Raw genomic sequence first — 13,978 nt, 5'->3', positions numbered from 1 at the left:
TGCCCATACGAAAAACGGCAGTCACCGAGGTTACCGCCGTTCAGGGGATCAGGTAAGTGGCCGTTGTAGCCGTGCCTTGGCTACGAGAGCGTCACGACCTCGATAGTGGTGGGCGCGTCCTTGTCGATGGTGAACTGGCTGTCGAGCTCATTCCCTTCGCGTATCGTGAACGTTCTCTTGATGATCACCTCCACGCCAGGCACCCGGTTGATGTCTTTTTCCGGGTTGGACAGGTGTCCTTTGGATGTGATTTGGACCGTCGTCACATTGCTCGAAGCGTCGTGATGGACGTGGAACTGGGTGTCGTCAGCGCCAAAGTAGTAGCCATCTTGCAGTACCGATCCTCCGTTCAAGTCAATGGTGGCGGGGGCTATCGAACCTTGATGAGCGACCTCGGAAATACGCGCACGCAGGTCGGGGTCCGCAATTGTGCTCTCGAACTGCTTCAGCCTCGCCTGCCGGATGCCCTCGGCCGAGTTCGCTGTGGCGTCCAGTCGGTGGCTGACGGATAGCCCATTTTCTGTGGTGGTGACGGTGTAAGGGTTACGGTTTATATCCAAGACAAAGTTGGGTGAGTACTGGCTCGAACTGTGCTCCGTGGGCTGTGCCTTTTCTCCGGGCTCAACGGAAAAGCCAGTCTCGTCGATGTTCCAGGAAACCCTGAAGTTTGTTTTGATGACGCCTTTATCCTCGAAATTGCTGCTGGCGAACTCGTAGCCGGATCCCGCTTTGATTTTCAAGAAATCGTCGATCTTGTTGGCGCCTTTCATTGGTTTGTCTTCGAGATCGAGGAAATGATTGGCAAAAGATGGAGGGCGCTTCGTGCCATCGCTGACGGGGGATGAGAGACTGCGCCCCTCAGGCGCCCTGACGCCACCTTTTCCATTGGCTGAGACCCACTCGCCATTGCCCGAAGAGTGGACGGTCATCACGGGTCGCCTGGTTTGCTGATCAATGATCTGCACATAGCCGTTGCTCAGTTTGAAATCCCCTCGGATCTCATACACGTTGCTGACACCGCTGGCGTCGGTGTAGCGGATTAACCAGCGATCTTCGTTGGTGGTTGCATCCTTGACCTGATAAATCCCCTTGGCGTTGGGCGTCACATTTTCAATCAACTGTTCGCCATTTGGCAGCGCATGCTGGCTGATATGCCCGGCCTGGCTTGGGCGCAAGGGGTTGGCAGGTTGGGCCTGGCTTGGCACGGTGACTTCATCGGTATTCTTTGCGGGCTTGGGGGCGTGCACGAACTCAAAGTCGTTTGTCTGTGAGTTCTGCTTCCATTGGTAATCTTCGGCTCTTGGGACGCCAGGGACTTTGGCGGGTTCACCTAGCCCGGACTCGACGGCACCTGGCGCAAGTTCGTGGGCCAGTTGCAGGCCTGATATTACCGCCGCTGCATTGCCGCCCACTCGATCCTGCGCCGTCATGCCGTAGAGACTGTCATGGACGCCGAAGACGATATTGCCAGTGTTGCCAATCACGGGCACGTAGCCGAATGTATTGCCCCAGAAGTCTTTCGCCGACTTCCAATCCTGCTGTGAGGAACCAAACACCTGGGTTTGGTCGGACCATAGTGCATTCTTGGCATTCACCGCTTGGTATTGGCTGGCCACACCGCTGTAAAGATTGCCGAACTTCAACTGATACTCGCTGCCTCGGGCTCGGGTGTAATTGAACAGTTGTGACGCCGGTATTTCCTCATCTGAAACCAGGTTGTGATAGCCGGGGAAGTGGGCGTTGGCGCCGGAGATCAACGTGTCAAGTACATAACCCGCGCTGGGCCAGTGTGAATCCTTGCCGCCTTGTATATCTCGGGTGTTGAAGTTTCTCAGCAAGTTGTCCCGGTTGTCTTTGGCCCAGCTTGCAAAGTCGGCATCCCCATGTATTTCACGGACGGTGCCATTCTTCAGGTCTAACATCAATCCTTGGTTGGGCCTGTTTTTATAATCCCCGTCATAGGGCGTGTACGGAATAAATGCATAGCCTGACAAGGGGTAGCCGTAGACATTTGGAACGATGACTTGCCCATTCTTATCCAGTGTCCGCGCGACGGCTTCTTGCCCTTCAGGGCTCAATTTTTTAAAACTCTGCGTATCACTGCGCAAGGTTTGCAAGGTTCCCCTTACTGCGTAGGCGTCCGCTTGTCCCGAGAGGGTTGCGAGTTGGCCAGACGGGTCTCGCATGGGTTTGGATATTTCATGTTCCCAGTGGTTTTGAAGGTTTTTTCCCAACGACTCCAGATTGTCAACCTTAGTTTGATCTTTTGGATCTATCTCCATAAAGTTGAAGTTGATCGGGCCGCCCCGTTGTACTTTGTCGTGCTCTAAAGCACCTGCAGCAATTTCCCAGGCAAAGTAAGTACGCTTTGAGGTACTGCTCAGATTTTCTGGTTTCCCCACCCCCGTGTAGGACGTGAACGTCACCGTGATTTTTTCATGGGGGTCATAGCCTGCGGCCAGTAAACCACCGCTGAAGTAGCCTGCCGGCTCCATGAACAGGCGGGCGTTCTGGAACCTGACGGCCATTTCACCTTGGTTGATGCTGGGTATTTCTTCAATCAGCGTCGTTACGCGAAAAGCGTAGTCATCAATGCGCTGCTTGCGCTCTTGCAGGGTGTAGTCAGCCGAGGGCGCAGACACGGTGTCTGAACCGTAGATAACCCTTTTTTGGACTGCTATTTCAGGGTTTGTAGTTTGCAGCGAGCCAGTGCCCTCTCTCTGCGCTGTATTCTGTGGAGAGGGGGCACGAGTCTGCCGCCGATGGGCGGGGGCAGTAGTATCTGCGGGCAATGGATTGACGGCGGATAATGAATGGGTTGTTGCCGAGTTCGGTAGAGCGGGCGCAGGATTTATATTCATGAACGTCTCGTTTTATTCGCGTTCCCATCCTCCCTGTGAGAGTCCGAATGAAGTTGCCTATATGTCCCTGTCTTAGACATAGGTATTTGTCTATGGGAATATTTTATTAAATGTCTAGTTTGTTGGATAACTTTGGCTTAACTAGGTGGCAGCGTGCAGGGGAATGGTTCATTTTTTATGCTTGGGTTTTAGGTGCGGTTGATCGTTTAAGTAAACCCCTACATCGTTCGTCTTGTTATCGAACAGCAGGCCAAAAAAAACGGCACAAGCTATTAGGCTGTGCCGTCTTTGTAGGTTGAAACGCTTACTGTAAGACTTCAATCACCCCGTCCGCACTCATGCTGACTTGGCTGGTGCCCGCCTCAACCTCTGGCGTCGGCGCTGAATCCATCGCCGCAGCCTTCATCATCATGCCGCCGCGGGCATAAGGCTGTGGATAACCATTAGTGTTGAAGTTCAGGTTGACGATCTTGTAACCCTTGCCACCCAGCGCATCAGTGGCCAATTGCGCGCGGGCCTTGAATGCAGCGACCGCTTCCTTGAGCAGCGCATCTTCGCTGGCCTTGCGGGTCGGGTTGGCGATGGCGAAGTCCATGCTGTCCATTTTCAGGTTGGTCAGCATCTCGCCGGTGAGCTTGGACAGCGCCGCGAAGTCCGAGCTTTCCATGCGCAATTCGGCGCGTTCACGCCAGCCGGTGATCTTCTGGTTCTTGTTGTCGTAGATCGGGTAGCTGTTGCGGCTGCCCTGGCGCAGGGTGACGCCCTTGACTTCGCGGGCCTGGGCCAGCGCCTTGTTCATGGTGGTGGTGATCTCGGCGGCCAGCTTGGCCGGGTCGGCGTTCTGGGACTCGGTGTACAGGGTGACGATCATCTGGTCACGGGCCACTTCCTGGCTGACTTCGGCCCGCAGGGAAATCTGGTTGTAGTGCAGTTGATCGGCAGCCAGCACGGGCAGGCTGGCGACGCTGCCAACGCTGAGGGCAATAAGGGCGGCACTGCGAGTGAAACGTGACATGGAAGCTCCTTGAGGGTGATCGTGTTCGGTAAGACTGTAGACGGGGGATTCGGGTTCGGCGGGTTACAAATTCTCTACACCTTGGCGCGATGCCGACGAACGGTCAATTTGCGTGCGGCGTTCCTGATTGTGTGACCTGCGTCAAAGGGCCACACACACGCTGTCGATACCCTGGCTTCGTTTATACTCCTTGCGATCCGCCTGGAGCGCTCATCAGGAGAGCTCATGCTCGCCCCCGTACAACTGACTTCCGCCACTCGCCAGAACCTCTGGCGCCTGACGTTTATCCGCACCCTGGTCCTGGCCGCCCAAGCCGGTTCCGTGGGGCTTGCCTATTGGTTTGAGCTGCTGCCGTTGCCCTGGCTGCAACTGTGGGTGACTTTGGCTTTTTCCACGGTGTTGTGTGTGTTCACGGCCATCCGCCTGCGCACCACGTGGCCGGTGACGGAGCTGGAGTATGCCCTGCAACTGGCCTGTGACCTGTTTATCCACAGTGTGTTGCTGTATTTCTCCGGTGGCTCCACCAACCCGTTCGTTTCCTATTATCTGGTGCCGCTGACCATTGCCGCCGTGACGTTGCCGTGGCGCTACTCGGTGATCCTGTCGGGTATTGCCCTGGCGCTCTACACCTTGTTGCTGGCGCAGTTCTATCCCCTGGAAACCTTCCCGATCGCCCGGGAAAACTTGCAGATCTACGGCATGTGGCTGAGCTTCGCGCTGTCGGCGGCCGTGATCACGTTTTTCGCTGCGCGCATGGCCGAAGAGCTGCGGCGCCAGGAAGAACTGCGTGCTATCCGTCGCGAAGAAGGCTTGCGTGACCAGCAACTGTTGGCCGTGGCGACCCAGGCCGCCGGCGCGGCCCATGAGCTGGGTACGCCGCTGGCAACCATGAGCGTGCTGATCAAGGAAATGCGCCAGGACCATCACGACCCGGCGCTACAGGACGACCTCGGCGTGTTGCAGGAACAGGTCAAGCAGTGCAAGCAAACCTTGCAACAACTGGTGCGTGCCGCTGAAGCCAACCGGCGCCTGGCGGTGGATATGCAGGACGTCACCCAGTGGTTGGACGAAGCCTTGAACCGCTGGCACCTGATGCGCCCCGAAGCCAGTTACCGTTTCCACCTGTTGGGGCAGGGCGCAGTGCCTCGCATGGCGCCACCGCCGGATCTGACCCAGGCGTTGCTGAACCTGTTGAACAATGCAGCCGATGCCTGCCCGGAAGGGCTGGAAGTGCAGTTGGACTGGGATTCGGAAAACCTCACCATCAGCATTCGCGACCACGGCGCCGGCGTGCCGCTGGCGATTGCCGAACAGATCGGCAAGCCATTCTTTACCACCAAGGGCAAGGGCTTCGGCCTGGGCCTGTTCTTGAGCAAGGCCAGCGTGACCCGCGCTGGCGGCTCGGTGAAACTTTACCCCCATGAGGAAGGCGGCACGCTCACCGAGCTGCGCCTGCCCCGTGCTGCACGAGGAGACATCGATGAGTGACGAGATCCAAGTCGAAGGCGAAGAACTGCCGCACCTGTTGCTGGTAGATGATGACGCCACCTTTACCCGCGTAATGGCGCGAGCCATGAGCCGCCGCGGGTTTCGCGTCAGCACCGCAGGCTCCGCCGAAGAAGGCCTGACCATCGCCCAGGCCGACCTCCCGGACTACGCCGCACTGGACCTGAAAATGGACGGCGACTCCGGCCTGGTGCTGTTGCCCAAGCTGCTGGAACTGGACCCGGAAATGCGCGTGCTGATCCTTACCGGGTATTCCAGCATTGCCACGGCCGTCGAGGCGATCAAGCGCGGTGCCTGCAATTACCTGTGCAAGCCGGCCGATGCCGATGATGTACTGGCAGCGCTGCTCTCCGAACACGCCGACCTCGACACCCTGGTGCCGGAAAACCCGATGTCGGTGGACCGTCTGCAGTGGGAGCACATCCAGCGTGTGTTGACCGAGCATGAAGGTAATATCTCGGCCACCGCTCGTGCTCTTGGCATGCACCGCCGGACACTGCAGCGCAAACTGCAAAAGCGCCCGGTTCGGCGCTGAACGGCGAATCAGAGCGCGGGGTACTGCGCGTCTCAATGACGGCTGAAAGCTTTCCGGGGTTTTTTCAGCCGTCAACATATAGCGTCATGCTTGTATGCTACGTTCAGAACATTGCGAAATAAGGCTCATGAACCGGTCTTTGGGAAGTGAACCGGCTTGTATTCAATTCTAACAACCTCATATTTCGGCGGATCCCCTGCAGGCGCAGTATTGATTTTGACCAACTGACCATTGGCTTTTTTGAGTTCTGGAACTGCATAGCCATTCAAAGCATCTTGCAGTTTGATTTCAGCCAGGTTTTCTGCATTTTCAAGAGAGATTGTTGGATCTGACTGCATGATTTGAGTCACGACCTGATCTCGAATTTTTTTCATGGCTGTTGAACCGAAACTGAGGCTCACCGTCCCATCGTAAGCTTTTACCGGCTTGTTGATCTCTTTTTGAAATTTTGCCGCAAACGAATTGCCTCGCCCCTCCGCAGAGTGACACATTATAAGACGCACAGAGTCATATCTTTCCGGGTCTATGCCTTTTTCTTTCAATAGGGCGACTAATTTTTGAGGTGTGTAGCCTTTTCCATCTATGACAACCTGTGATCCATTGCCTAAGAACTTATCAGCCCAACTTGGTTTGGAACCATGGGCAACAATGTTAAGTCGCTTTCCGGATTTGTAGATGTCTACATAGGTATGGACTTCGTTGGAGACATATTTTAGTTCATTCATCGGGCCGCCCATTTGAACGACAGTAACCGGACCTGTTTCGCTCGCTATGTCCGTACCAATCACCCCATTGTCAGGGTTCTCTGCAGGTTGGGGTGGTTCTTGGTCCGGGGGCGATGCAGTCTCTTCTGGGGCTTTGAATTCACCGATAGACTGCTCCCGGGCTTTACCTATGACTTTGGGTATCGCCACTGTCGCTGCGTTGAACAGGCCGAATACAATTCGATCAGTACCTTTGGCCTTGTTATGTAGGTTGTCATCAACTCCGATGCTGGCAGTTACGCCGCCACTGGCGAGATAAAAAGTGTCCAGGGCCAATGCGACTTCAGGTACCACGAAAGCCAGTGGAGTTAAAAATAGAGCAATTTTTGAAGTCTTTGTCAGGCCTTCAATGATGTTCTTCTTGGTCTCGTCTCTGTCACTGGTTATTTTGACAGCCGCATCTGCATAAGAGCGATCTTTCTGGCGTTTGGTGACTTCTTGGAACGGTAGGTTGTTAGGTTCTGTGGTGATGAATTTTTCAGGATCCCATTTACCGCTAAAGGCCCGATGGTCATAGGAAAGTATTCCTCCTGGGGTTTCACGTGTTTCAGGCCAGGTACCGAGGCCGATCAGTGTTTCGTCTAACCCGGCTCGCTTCCAGCCGTTGGGCTTGTCTTCAAGCTTAAAGTGTGAGGCCAGGGCATTGCGTTTGGCAGGATCAGCCATTTGTTCGGCGAGCCACTTCTTCATCTCTGCCTGGCTATTGAAACTGTGAATGGGTGAGGAGTTTCCGGGTATATAGAGAAGGGTGAGGGGAGGAATCCTCTTCCCGTCGCTGTCAAACGTTACCTTATTATCAGTAATGTATATGAGGTCGGTCGATTGATATTCTCCGATCTTGAGCAACCCGACTTCAATGTTGGGGTCCTTGGGGGGATTTTTTTGTAAGTCATCATAAGTAATGTCAGGCCATGATTCCTGGTTGCCTGATAACCCGGCGGCTCGCATGATCAGTTTTCGACCATCAGTAGTCAAGCTGCCTTCTTGATGTTGAGTCATGGCTGACTTGACGAATGACGCTTTGGCCAGTACCGGGTATTTTTCTATGTGGGTGCTCCAGAACTCATCCAGAAAATTAGTATAAGGCTGTTGAAAGTCAGCCTGCCAAACAAGGTTTTTGAACTCTTTCGGGGTAATTGAACTCTGGTTGGTAGAGTTATATGTCTGTGAGGGAGCGTCGGACGATTCTACATAAATTCCTTGATAAGTATGGGTAACATCCGCGTCTTTACGATAAGGGGAAAACCGGGTTGAGAAGTCAAAGATACCTGGGTTATTCATGGGTAAACTGTTCTGGGTTTTTACATTAGGACCGCCAGCGAAGAATGGGATCTTGTATCCCTTCCCAGTGGGAGTATCTTGCGCATTTTTGATCAGCGCTTGCGTCAGTGAAATACGCTGGATAACCTTTGCCGGGTAAGGCTCTTCCCCCACACTGTTATAGTCGTAGGTCACTAGGTAGGTATTGTCGGGATCAATATCCCATTTCTCCTTGTTAGCGGGGTCTTTCTTTTTCAACTCTGCAAATTTTTCTTTGAGAAAATCAGATGCTTTTTGTTCGACAGTTTTAAATGCACTGGAAATATGCTTTGCAACGGGGTCAACATTTATGTTGAGACCCACATCAATGGGGGGTGGTACTTTTTGACTATTCTCGACATCTTTGCCAGGGGAGGGGTCAACGCTCACCTCAGTGTAACCTCCACCTTGTGTTGCGGGGGCTGGCCTGACTTCCTGCACTAATTGCTGATCCGCCTGCGCGCTGGAATCAATTGAACGTTTGTTGCGATAGCCCGTATTCGATGCAGTTGGTTGATCGTTGGCTGAGTGATTCCAGGGAGTGGCTGAGGCGGTCTTGATTTGCATAAAAGGGAACTCGTAGCGCGTGTCGGAGGAGTAGGGCTTAGTTTCGTCCGTTGTGTGGTCGCGTACGTAGGAAGAGTTCCAGGAATAGCTATGGAGAATACATTTCCCTTATCAGAAGTTTTGCAGGTCTTTCTCCATCAGGTTCGCAGTGCAGATTGCAAGGCGCTCAGTCTGGCGCTGAACGGCGACTGAACAGTTTTCCTCAGGCTGCACGGAGCCCTAAAACTGAGCAATGAACCAGGACGCTGAGTATTCCTCGGGCATGGACGAAGAGGATGGGCGATGTTGTACCAGGCGCTGATTGCTGAACTGCTGGGCTTGAGCATCGTCAACGTCGGACAGCGTGCCAGCCTTGAGAAAATAAAAAAGCCCGCCACCGAGTGATCGGTGGCGGGCTTTTTATCGCTTGAAACCTTATTACTTCTTCAAGCCGTAATGCTCATCCAGCATGCCGGGGGCGTTCGGCGTTTTTGGCGCGTAGTCCCGTGGCGGCTCCTGATTTTCCCTTGGCGGGGTCAGGCGCTCCCGTGGGGCTTGTGTGGCATCGGAATGCAGCGCGGCCAGCAGGCGCTGACGGGTGATGTCATCCAGGGCCAGGCGGTTGGCGCCATCGGCGAGGTGATCCTGTACTTCCTGGTAGCTCTGGGTGAGCTTCTTGACCAGGGTCGCGGTGCTGTTGAAGTGGGTAACAACCTCGTTCTGATAACTGTCAAAACGTTCCTGAATGTCATCCAACTGACGCTGCGTGCGGTTAGGCGCGGCATTCGGCAGCAGGCGAGCAACCAGGAATCCAATGGCGACACCGGCAACCAGGGCAAGAGTCGGCAACAACCAAACTAAGAGCGAGTGTTCCACGAGTCCTTCCTCTATAAACGGCTTTGCTTTACGTTAACGGCTCGGACCTGCGCTGTATACCGCGATTAAGCTCGCAATGATGCCATGCACAGACTTTTAGCTAGACGAGTCGACCCCTTGAGAGGTCACGGAGTTCATTCCTTGCTCATGCGTGAAACCCCCGTTTTGATCGATGGCCCGGTAGGCCAATTGGAAGCCCTGTATCTGGATCACCCCGAGCCACGTGGCCTGGCGCTGATCTGCCACCCCAACCCGGTGCAGGGCGGCACCATGCTCAATAAAGTCGTATCGACCTTGCAACGCACCGCCCGCGATGCCGGTTTGATTACTTTGCGTTTCAATTACCGTGGCGTGGGTGCCAGTGCCGGTACCCACGACATGAGCAGTGGTGAAGTGGACGACGCCGAAGCGGCGGCCGGTTGGCTGCGTGAAAAGCACCCGGGCCTGCCCATCACCTTGCTGGGTTTCTCGTTCGGTGGTTTTGTTGCCGCAAGTCTGGGCGGGCGCCTGGAAGCCAAGGGCGAAAAACTCGCGCACCTGTTCATGGTGGCTGCGGCGGTCATGCGTTTGCGTGATGAGGACGTGCTGCCACAGGACTGCCCGTTGACCCTGATCCAGCCGGAAACCGACGAAGTGGTCGACCCGCAGACCGTCTACGACTGGTCCGCGGCCCTGAAACGCCCCCATGAGCTGCTGAAAGTGGCAGAATGCGGGCACTTTTTTCATGGCAAGCTCACCGATCTCAAGGATCTGGTGCTGCCGCGCCTTTCGAATTGATAGCAGTCTGATAAGCGATTACCCATGACGACTCGTACCCGTATCCTCACCGGCATCACCACCACCGGCACCCCGCACCTGGGCAACTACGCCGGTGCCATCCGCCCGGCGATCCTCGCCAGCCAGGATGCCAATGCCGATTCGTTCTACTTCCTGGCCGACTACCACGCCCTGATCAAGTGCGATGACCCGCAGCGCATCCAGCGCTCGCGTATGGAAATCGCCGCGACCTGGCTGGCGGGTGGCCTGGATGTGAACCGGGTGACGTTCTATCGTCAGTCCGATATCCCGGAAATTCCCGAGCTGACCTGGCTGCTGACCTGCGTCGCGGCCAAGGGCCTGCTCAACCGCGCCCACGCCTACAAGGCCTCGGTGGACAAGAACCTGGAAAACGGCGAAGACCCGGACGCCGGGATCAGCATGGGCCTGTACAGCTACCCGGTGCTGATGGCCGCAGACATCCTGATGTTCAACGCGCACAAGGTGCCGGTCGGCCGCGACCAGATCCAGCACGTGGAAATGGCCCGTGATATCGGCCAGCGTTTCAACCACCTGTTTGGCAAGGGCCGTGAGTTCTTCACCATGCCCGAGGCGTTGATCGAAGAAAGCGTCGCCACCTTGCCGGGCCTGGATGGGCGCAAGATGTCGAAAAGCTACGACAACACCATCCCGTTGTTCACCACCGCCAAGGACATGAAGGACGCGATCTCGCGGATCGTCACCGACTCCCGCGCGCCGGGTGAGGCCAAGGATCCGGACAATTCGCACCTGTTCACCTTGTACCAGGCGTTCGCCACCCCAGAACAGGAACAGCAACTGCGCCGCGAACTGCTCGATGGCCTGGGTTGGGGCGAGGCGAAGAACCGTCTTTTCCAACTGCTGGACGGCCAGTTGGGCGAAGCCCGCGAGCGCTACCATCAATTGATGTCGCGCCCTTCGGACATGGAAGACCTGTTGCTGGTCGGCGCCAAGAAAGCCCGCGCCGTGGCCGCTCCATTCCTGCAAGAGCTGCGCGAAGCCGTGGGCCTGCGTTCGTTCGTCAACCAGGCGAGCGAAGCTGCCAGCGTCAAGAAGAAGGCAGTCAAGGCCGCGCGCTTTGTCAGCTTCCGTGAAGACGACGGCAGCTTCCGTTTCCGCCTGCTGGCGGCTGATGGCGAGCAACTGCTGTTGTCGCGCAACTTTGCCGACGGCAAGGCGGCAGGTGCTGCCACCAAGCAGTTGCAGTCCGGCCAGGCGCTGGATGTGCGCAGTGAGGCCCTGGGCTTCAGTGTGTGGCTCGAAGGCGCCTGTGTCGCCGACAGCCCGGCCTTTGCCGATGCGGCTGCGCGGGATGCCGCCATCGAAGCTGTGCGCGTGGCATTGACCCCCATCGAGGACTGACCCGACCAAGGGTTGATTGCCATTATCCGGGGCCGTCGTTACAGTGACGGCCCGTTTTTGTTGCCTTGCTAACGAAATTATGACGCCCCTAGAACGATATCAAGCTGATCTGAAGCGCCCCGACTTCTTCCATGATGCGGCCCAGGAAACGGCGGTGCGCCATTTGCAGCGCCTGTACGAAGACCTGGTCGCGGCCTCGCAGAGCAAGCCCGGGATGCTCAGCAAGTTGTTTGGCAAGAAAGACCAGGTGCCGGTCAAGGGCCTGTATTTCTGGGGCGGCGTGGGCCGGGGCAAGACGTACCTGGTCGATACCTTCTTCGAAGCGCTGCCGTTCAAGGAAAAATCGCGCACGCACTTCCACCGCTTCATGAAGCGTGTGCACGAAGAGATGAAGACCCTGCACGGCGAGAAAAACCCGCTGACCATCATCGCCAAACGCTTCTCCCAAGAGGCGCGGGTGATCTGCTTCGATGAGTTCTTCGTGTCCGATATCACCGACGCGATGATCCTTGGCACCCTGATGGAAGAGTTGTTCAAGAACGGCGTGACCCTGGTCGCCACCTCGAACATCGTGCCCGACGGCCTGTACAAGGACGGCCTGCAACGCGCGCGCTTCCTGCCGGCCATCGCCCTGATCAAGCAGCACACCGATATCGTCAACGTCGACAGCGGCGTCGACTACCGTCTGCGTCACCTTGAGCAGGCGGAACTGTTCCACTTCCCCCTCGACGAAGCAGCCCATGAAAGCCTGCGCAAGAGCTTTCGCGCGCTGACGCCGGAATGCACCCAGGCGGTGGAAAACGATAAGTTGATCATCGAAAATCGCCAGATCATCGCCCTGCGCACCTGTGACGACGTGGCCTGGTTCGACTTCCGCGAACTGTGCGACGGCCCGCGCAGCCAGAACGACTACATCGAACTGGGCAAGATCTTCCATGCCGTGATCTTGAGTGGCGTGGAGCAAATGAGCGTCACCACCGACGACATCGCCCGGCGCTTTATCAACATGGTCGATGAGTTCTACGACCGTAACGTCAAGCTGATCATTTCGGCTGAAGTCGAACTCAAGGACCTCTACACCGGCGGTCGCTTGAACTTCGAATTCCAGCGCACCTTGAGTCGTTTGCTGGAAATGCAGTCCCACGAGTTCCTGGCGCGGGCGCACAAGCCTTAGGCAAACACCGAACCAAAATGTGGGAGCGGGCTTGCTCGCGAATGCGGTGTATCAGTCGACTTATTCGTTAACTGACACACCGCATTCGCGAGCAAGCCCGCTCCCACATTTGATTGTGCCCGGCTTTAGTTAGGCGGCCTGCTGGAACTGCTGGCGATACTGGTTCGGCGACAACTCCGTGTGCTGCCTGAACAGCCGCGCAAAGAAGCTCGCATCGTCGTAACCCACCTCGTAGCTGATGGTCTTGATGCTCTTGCGGCTGCCCGACAACAACCCCTTGGCGGTCTCGATCCGCAGGCGTTGCAGGTAGTGCAGCGGCTTGTCGCCGGTCGCGGTCTGGAACCTGCGCATAAAGTTGCGGATGCTCATGCCGTGTTCGCGGGCGACGTCTTCAAAGCGGAACTTGTCGGCGAAGTGCTCTTCGAGCCAATGCTGGATCTGCAGGATGATCACGTCCTGGTGCAGCTTCTGCCCGCCAAACCCGATGCGCCCCGGTGCGTAGCTGCGCTGCACTTCGTAGAGAATGTCGCGGGCCACGGCCTGGGCGATGTTGGCGCCGCAGAAACGCTCGATCAGATAGATATAAAGATCGCAGGCCGATGTCGTGCCGCCGGCGCAGTACAGGTTGTCGGCGTCGGTCAGGTGCTTGTCCTGATTGAGCTGGACCTTGGGGAAGCGCTCGCTGAACGCATTGAAGAAGCGCCAGTAGGTGGTCGCCTCCTTGCCATCGAGCAGGCCGGCTTCGGCGAGCCAGAACACCCCGGTGGCCTCACCGCACAGCACCGCACCCCGGGCATGCTGCTCACGCAGCCATGGCAGGATCTGCGGGTAGCGTTTGCTCAGGGCGTCGAAGTCATCCCAGAAGGCTGGGAGCACAATGATGTCGGCGTTTTCCAGGCCGCCGTCCACCGGCATGATCACATCGCTGAAGCTACATACCGGTTGCCCGTCGGGGCTGACAAGGCGGGTTTCAAAGGCTGGCGTGAGGCCCAGGCCTTGCTGTTTGCCGTAACGCAGGCTGGCGAGGTGGAAAAAATCCTTGGCTTGCATGAGGGTTGAAGCAAACACCCGATCAATGGCCAAAATGCTGACGCGCCGCAGGGGCGTGGAGACGAGGCTAGACATAATTTCGATTATTCTTATAGGGGAAAGTGGTCAACTAACGGCTGGATCGTCTTATTTTTTGTCGCATGTGTCCAGTGTCCTGTGACGTCCGTGCAGCTTAGGCTCTGTGATCTTGTTTTT

General features: G+C 56.4%; 10 protein-coding genes. 5 read left to right on the top strand and 5 right to left on the bottom strand.

Annotated features, from left to right (window positions below; all coding sequences use genetic code 11):
* Positions 1-80: 80 nt before the first annotated feature.
* Together C5F71_RS07805 and C5F71_RS07800 are read right to left on the bottom strand one after the other, a co-directional pair.
* Entirely contained in the window at positions 81-2,861 is a 2,781-nt protein-coding gene (locus C5F71_RS07805) for a hypothetical protein (protein ID WP_256588118.1), read from the bottom strand.
* A 304-nt stretch (positions 2,862-3,165) separates the two neighbouring features.
* On the bottom strand, positions 3,166-3,876 hold the full coding sequence (locus C5F71_RS07800; RefSeq protein ID WP_104910908.1) for an SIMPL domain-containing protein: 711 nt from the start codon (positions 3,874-3,876) through the stop codon (positions 3,166-3,168).
* A 225-nt stretch (positions 3,877-4,101) separates the two neighbouring features.
* On the opposite strand from C5F71_RS07800, the gene C5F71_RS07795 reads away from it, so the two are divergent.
* Positions 4,102-5,364 carry an ATP-binding protein gene (locus C5F71_RS07795; RefSeq protein WP_029291925.1) on the top strand — a complete coding sequence of 421 codons (1,263 nt, stop codon included), beginning with the start codon at positions 4,102-4,104 and terminating at the stop codon, positions 5,362-5,364.
* Positions 5,357-5,917 carry a response regulator transcription factor gene (locus C5F71_RS07790; RefSeq protein WP_029291924.1) on the top strand — a complete coding sequence of 187 codons (561 nt, stop codon included), beginning with the start codon at positions 5,357-5,359 and terminating at the stop codon, positions 5,915-5,917. The genes C5F71_RS07795 and C5F71_RS07790 overlap by 8 nt, the downstream gene beginning before the upstream one ends.
* A 125-nt stretch (positions 5,918-6,042) precedes the next feature.
* Here the strand turns inward: C5F71_RS07790 and C5F71_RS07785 are convergent, their stop codons facing one another.
* On the bottom strand, positions 6,043-8,547 hold the full coding sequence (locus C5F71_RS07785) for a dermonecrotic toxin domain-containing protein (protein WP_158682855.1): 2,505 nt from the start codon (positions 8,545-8,547) through the stop codon (positions 6,043-6,045).
* A gap of 417 nt (positions 8,548-8,964) precedes the next feature.
* Positions 8,965-9,402 carry a YhcB family protein gene (locus C5F71_RS07780; RefSeq protein WP_029291922.1) on the bottom strand — a complete coding sequence of 146 codons (438 nt, stop codon included), beginning with the start codon at positions 9,400-9,402 and terminating at the stop codon, positions 8,965-8,967.
* Between the two features lie 147 nt (positions 9,403-9,549).
* Between C5F71_RS07780 and C5F71_RS07775 the strand changes: the two genes are divergently transcribed.
* From C5F71_RS07775 to zapE, 3 genes are all read left to right on the top strand, one after another.
* The gene (locus C5F71_RS07775; RefSeq protein ID WP_029291919.1) at positions 9,550-10,179 is read left to right on the top strand and encodes an alpha/beta hydrolase; all 630 of its coding nucleotides are present in this window, start codon (positions 9,550-9,552) and stop codon (positions 10,177-10,179) included.
* Positions 10,180-10,203: 24 nt separating this feature from the next.
* The gene (locus tag C5F71_RS07770) at positions 10,204-11,559 is read left to right on the top strand and encodes a tryptophan--tRNA ligase (protein WP_092238295.1); all 1,356 of its coding nucleotides are present in this window, start codon (positions 10,204-10,206) and stop codon (positions 11,557-11,559) included.
* 79 nt (positions 11,560-11,638) lie between these two features.
* Complete coding sequence (zapE, locus tag C5F71_RS07765; RefSeq protein ID WP_029291916.1) at positions 11,639-12,733, top strand: cell division protein ZapE; 1,095 nt, start codon at positions 11,639-11,641, stop codon at positions 12,731-12,733.
* Positions 12,734-12,862: 129 nt separating this feature from the next.
* On the opposite strand, the gene C5F71_RS07760 is transcribed toward zapE, so the two are convergent.
* Positions 12,863-13,783 carry a GlxA family transcriptional regulator gene (locus tag C5F71_RS07760; RefSeq protein ID WP_169851207.1) on the bottom strand — a complete coding sequence of 307 codons (921 nt, stop codon included), beginning with the start codon at positions 13,781-13,783 and terminating at the stop codon, positions 12,863-12,865.
* Between the last annotated feature and the right edge of the window lie 195 nt (positions 13,784-13,978).

It is taken from the genome of Pseudomonas sp. LG1D9, assembly GCF_002949995.1.
Taxonomy (GTDB): Bacteria; Pseudomonadota; Gammaproteobacteria; order Pseudomonadales; family Pseudomonadaceae; genus Aquipseudomonas; species Aquipseudomonas proteolytica.
The sequence above is the reverse complement of the archived record's forward strand: the minus strand, read 5'-3'. Positions and strand labels throughout refer to the sequence as shown.

Excerpts from the sequence above, each read along its gene's own strand:
- C5F71_RS07790 (WP_029291924.1), top strand. The coding sequence starts at position 5,357 with ATGAGTGACGAGATCCAAGTCGAAGGCGAAGAACTGCCGCACCTGTTG.
- C5F71_RS07775 (WP_029291919.1), top strand. The coding sequence starts at position 9,550 with ATGCGTGAAACCCCCGTTTTGATCGATGGCCCGGTAGGCCAATTGGAA.
- C5F71_RS07805 (WP_256588118.1), bottom strand. The coding sequence starts at position 2,861 with ATGAATATAAATCCTGCGCCCGCTCTACCGAACTCGGCAACAACCCAT.
- C5F71_RS07770 (WP_092238295.1), top strand. The coding sequence starts at position 10,204 with ATGACGACTCGTACCCGTATCCTCACCGGCATCACCACCACCGGCACC.
- C5F71_RS07795 (WP_029291925.1), top strand. The coding sequence starts at position 4,102 with ATGCTCGCCCCCGTACAACTGACTTCCGCCACTCGCCAGAACCTCTGG.
- C5F71_RS07785 (WP_158682855.1), bottom strand. The coding sequence starts at position 8,547 with ATGCAAATCAAGACCGCCTCAGCCACTCCCTGGAATCACTCAGCCAAC.
- C5F71_RS07760 (WP_169851207.1), bottom strand. The coding sequence starts at position 13,783 with ATGCAAGCCAAGGATTTTTTCCACCTCGCCAGCCTGCGTTACGGCAAA.
- C5F71_RS07800 (WP_104910908.1), bottom strand. The coding sequence starts at position 3,876 with ATGTCACGTTTCACTCGCAGTGCCGCCCTTATTGCCCTCAGCGTTGGC.
- zapE (WP_029291916.1), top strand. The coding sequence starts at position 11,639 with ATGACGCCCCTAGAACGATATCAAGCTGATCTGAAGCGCCCCGACTTC.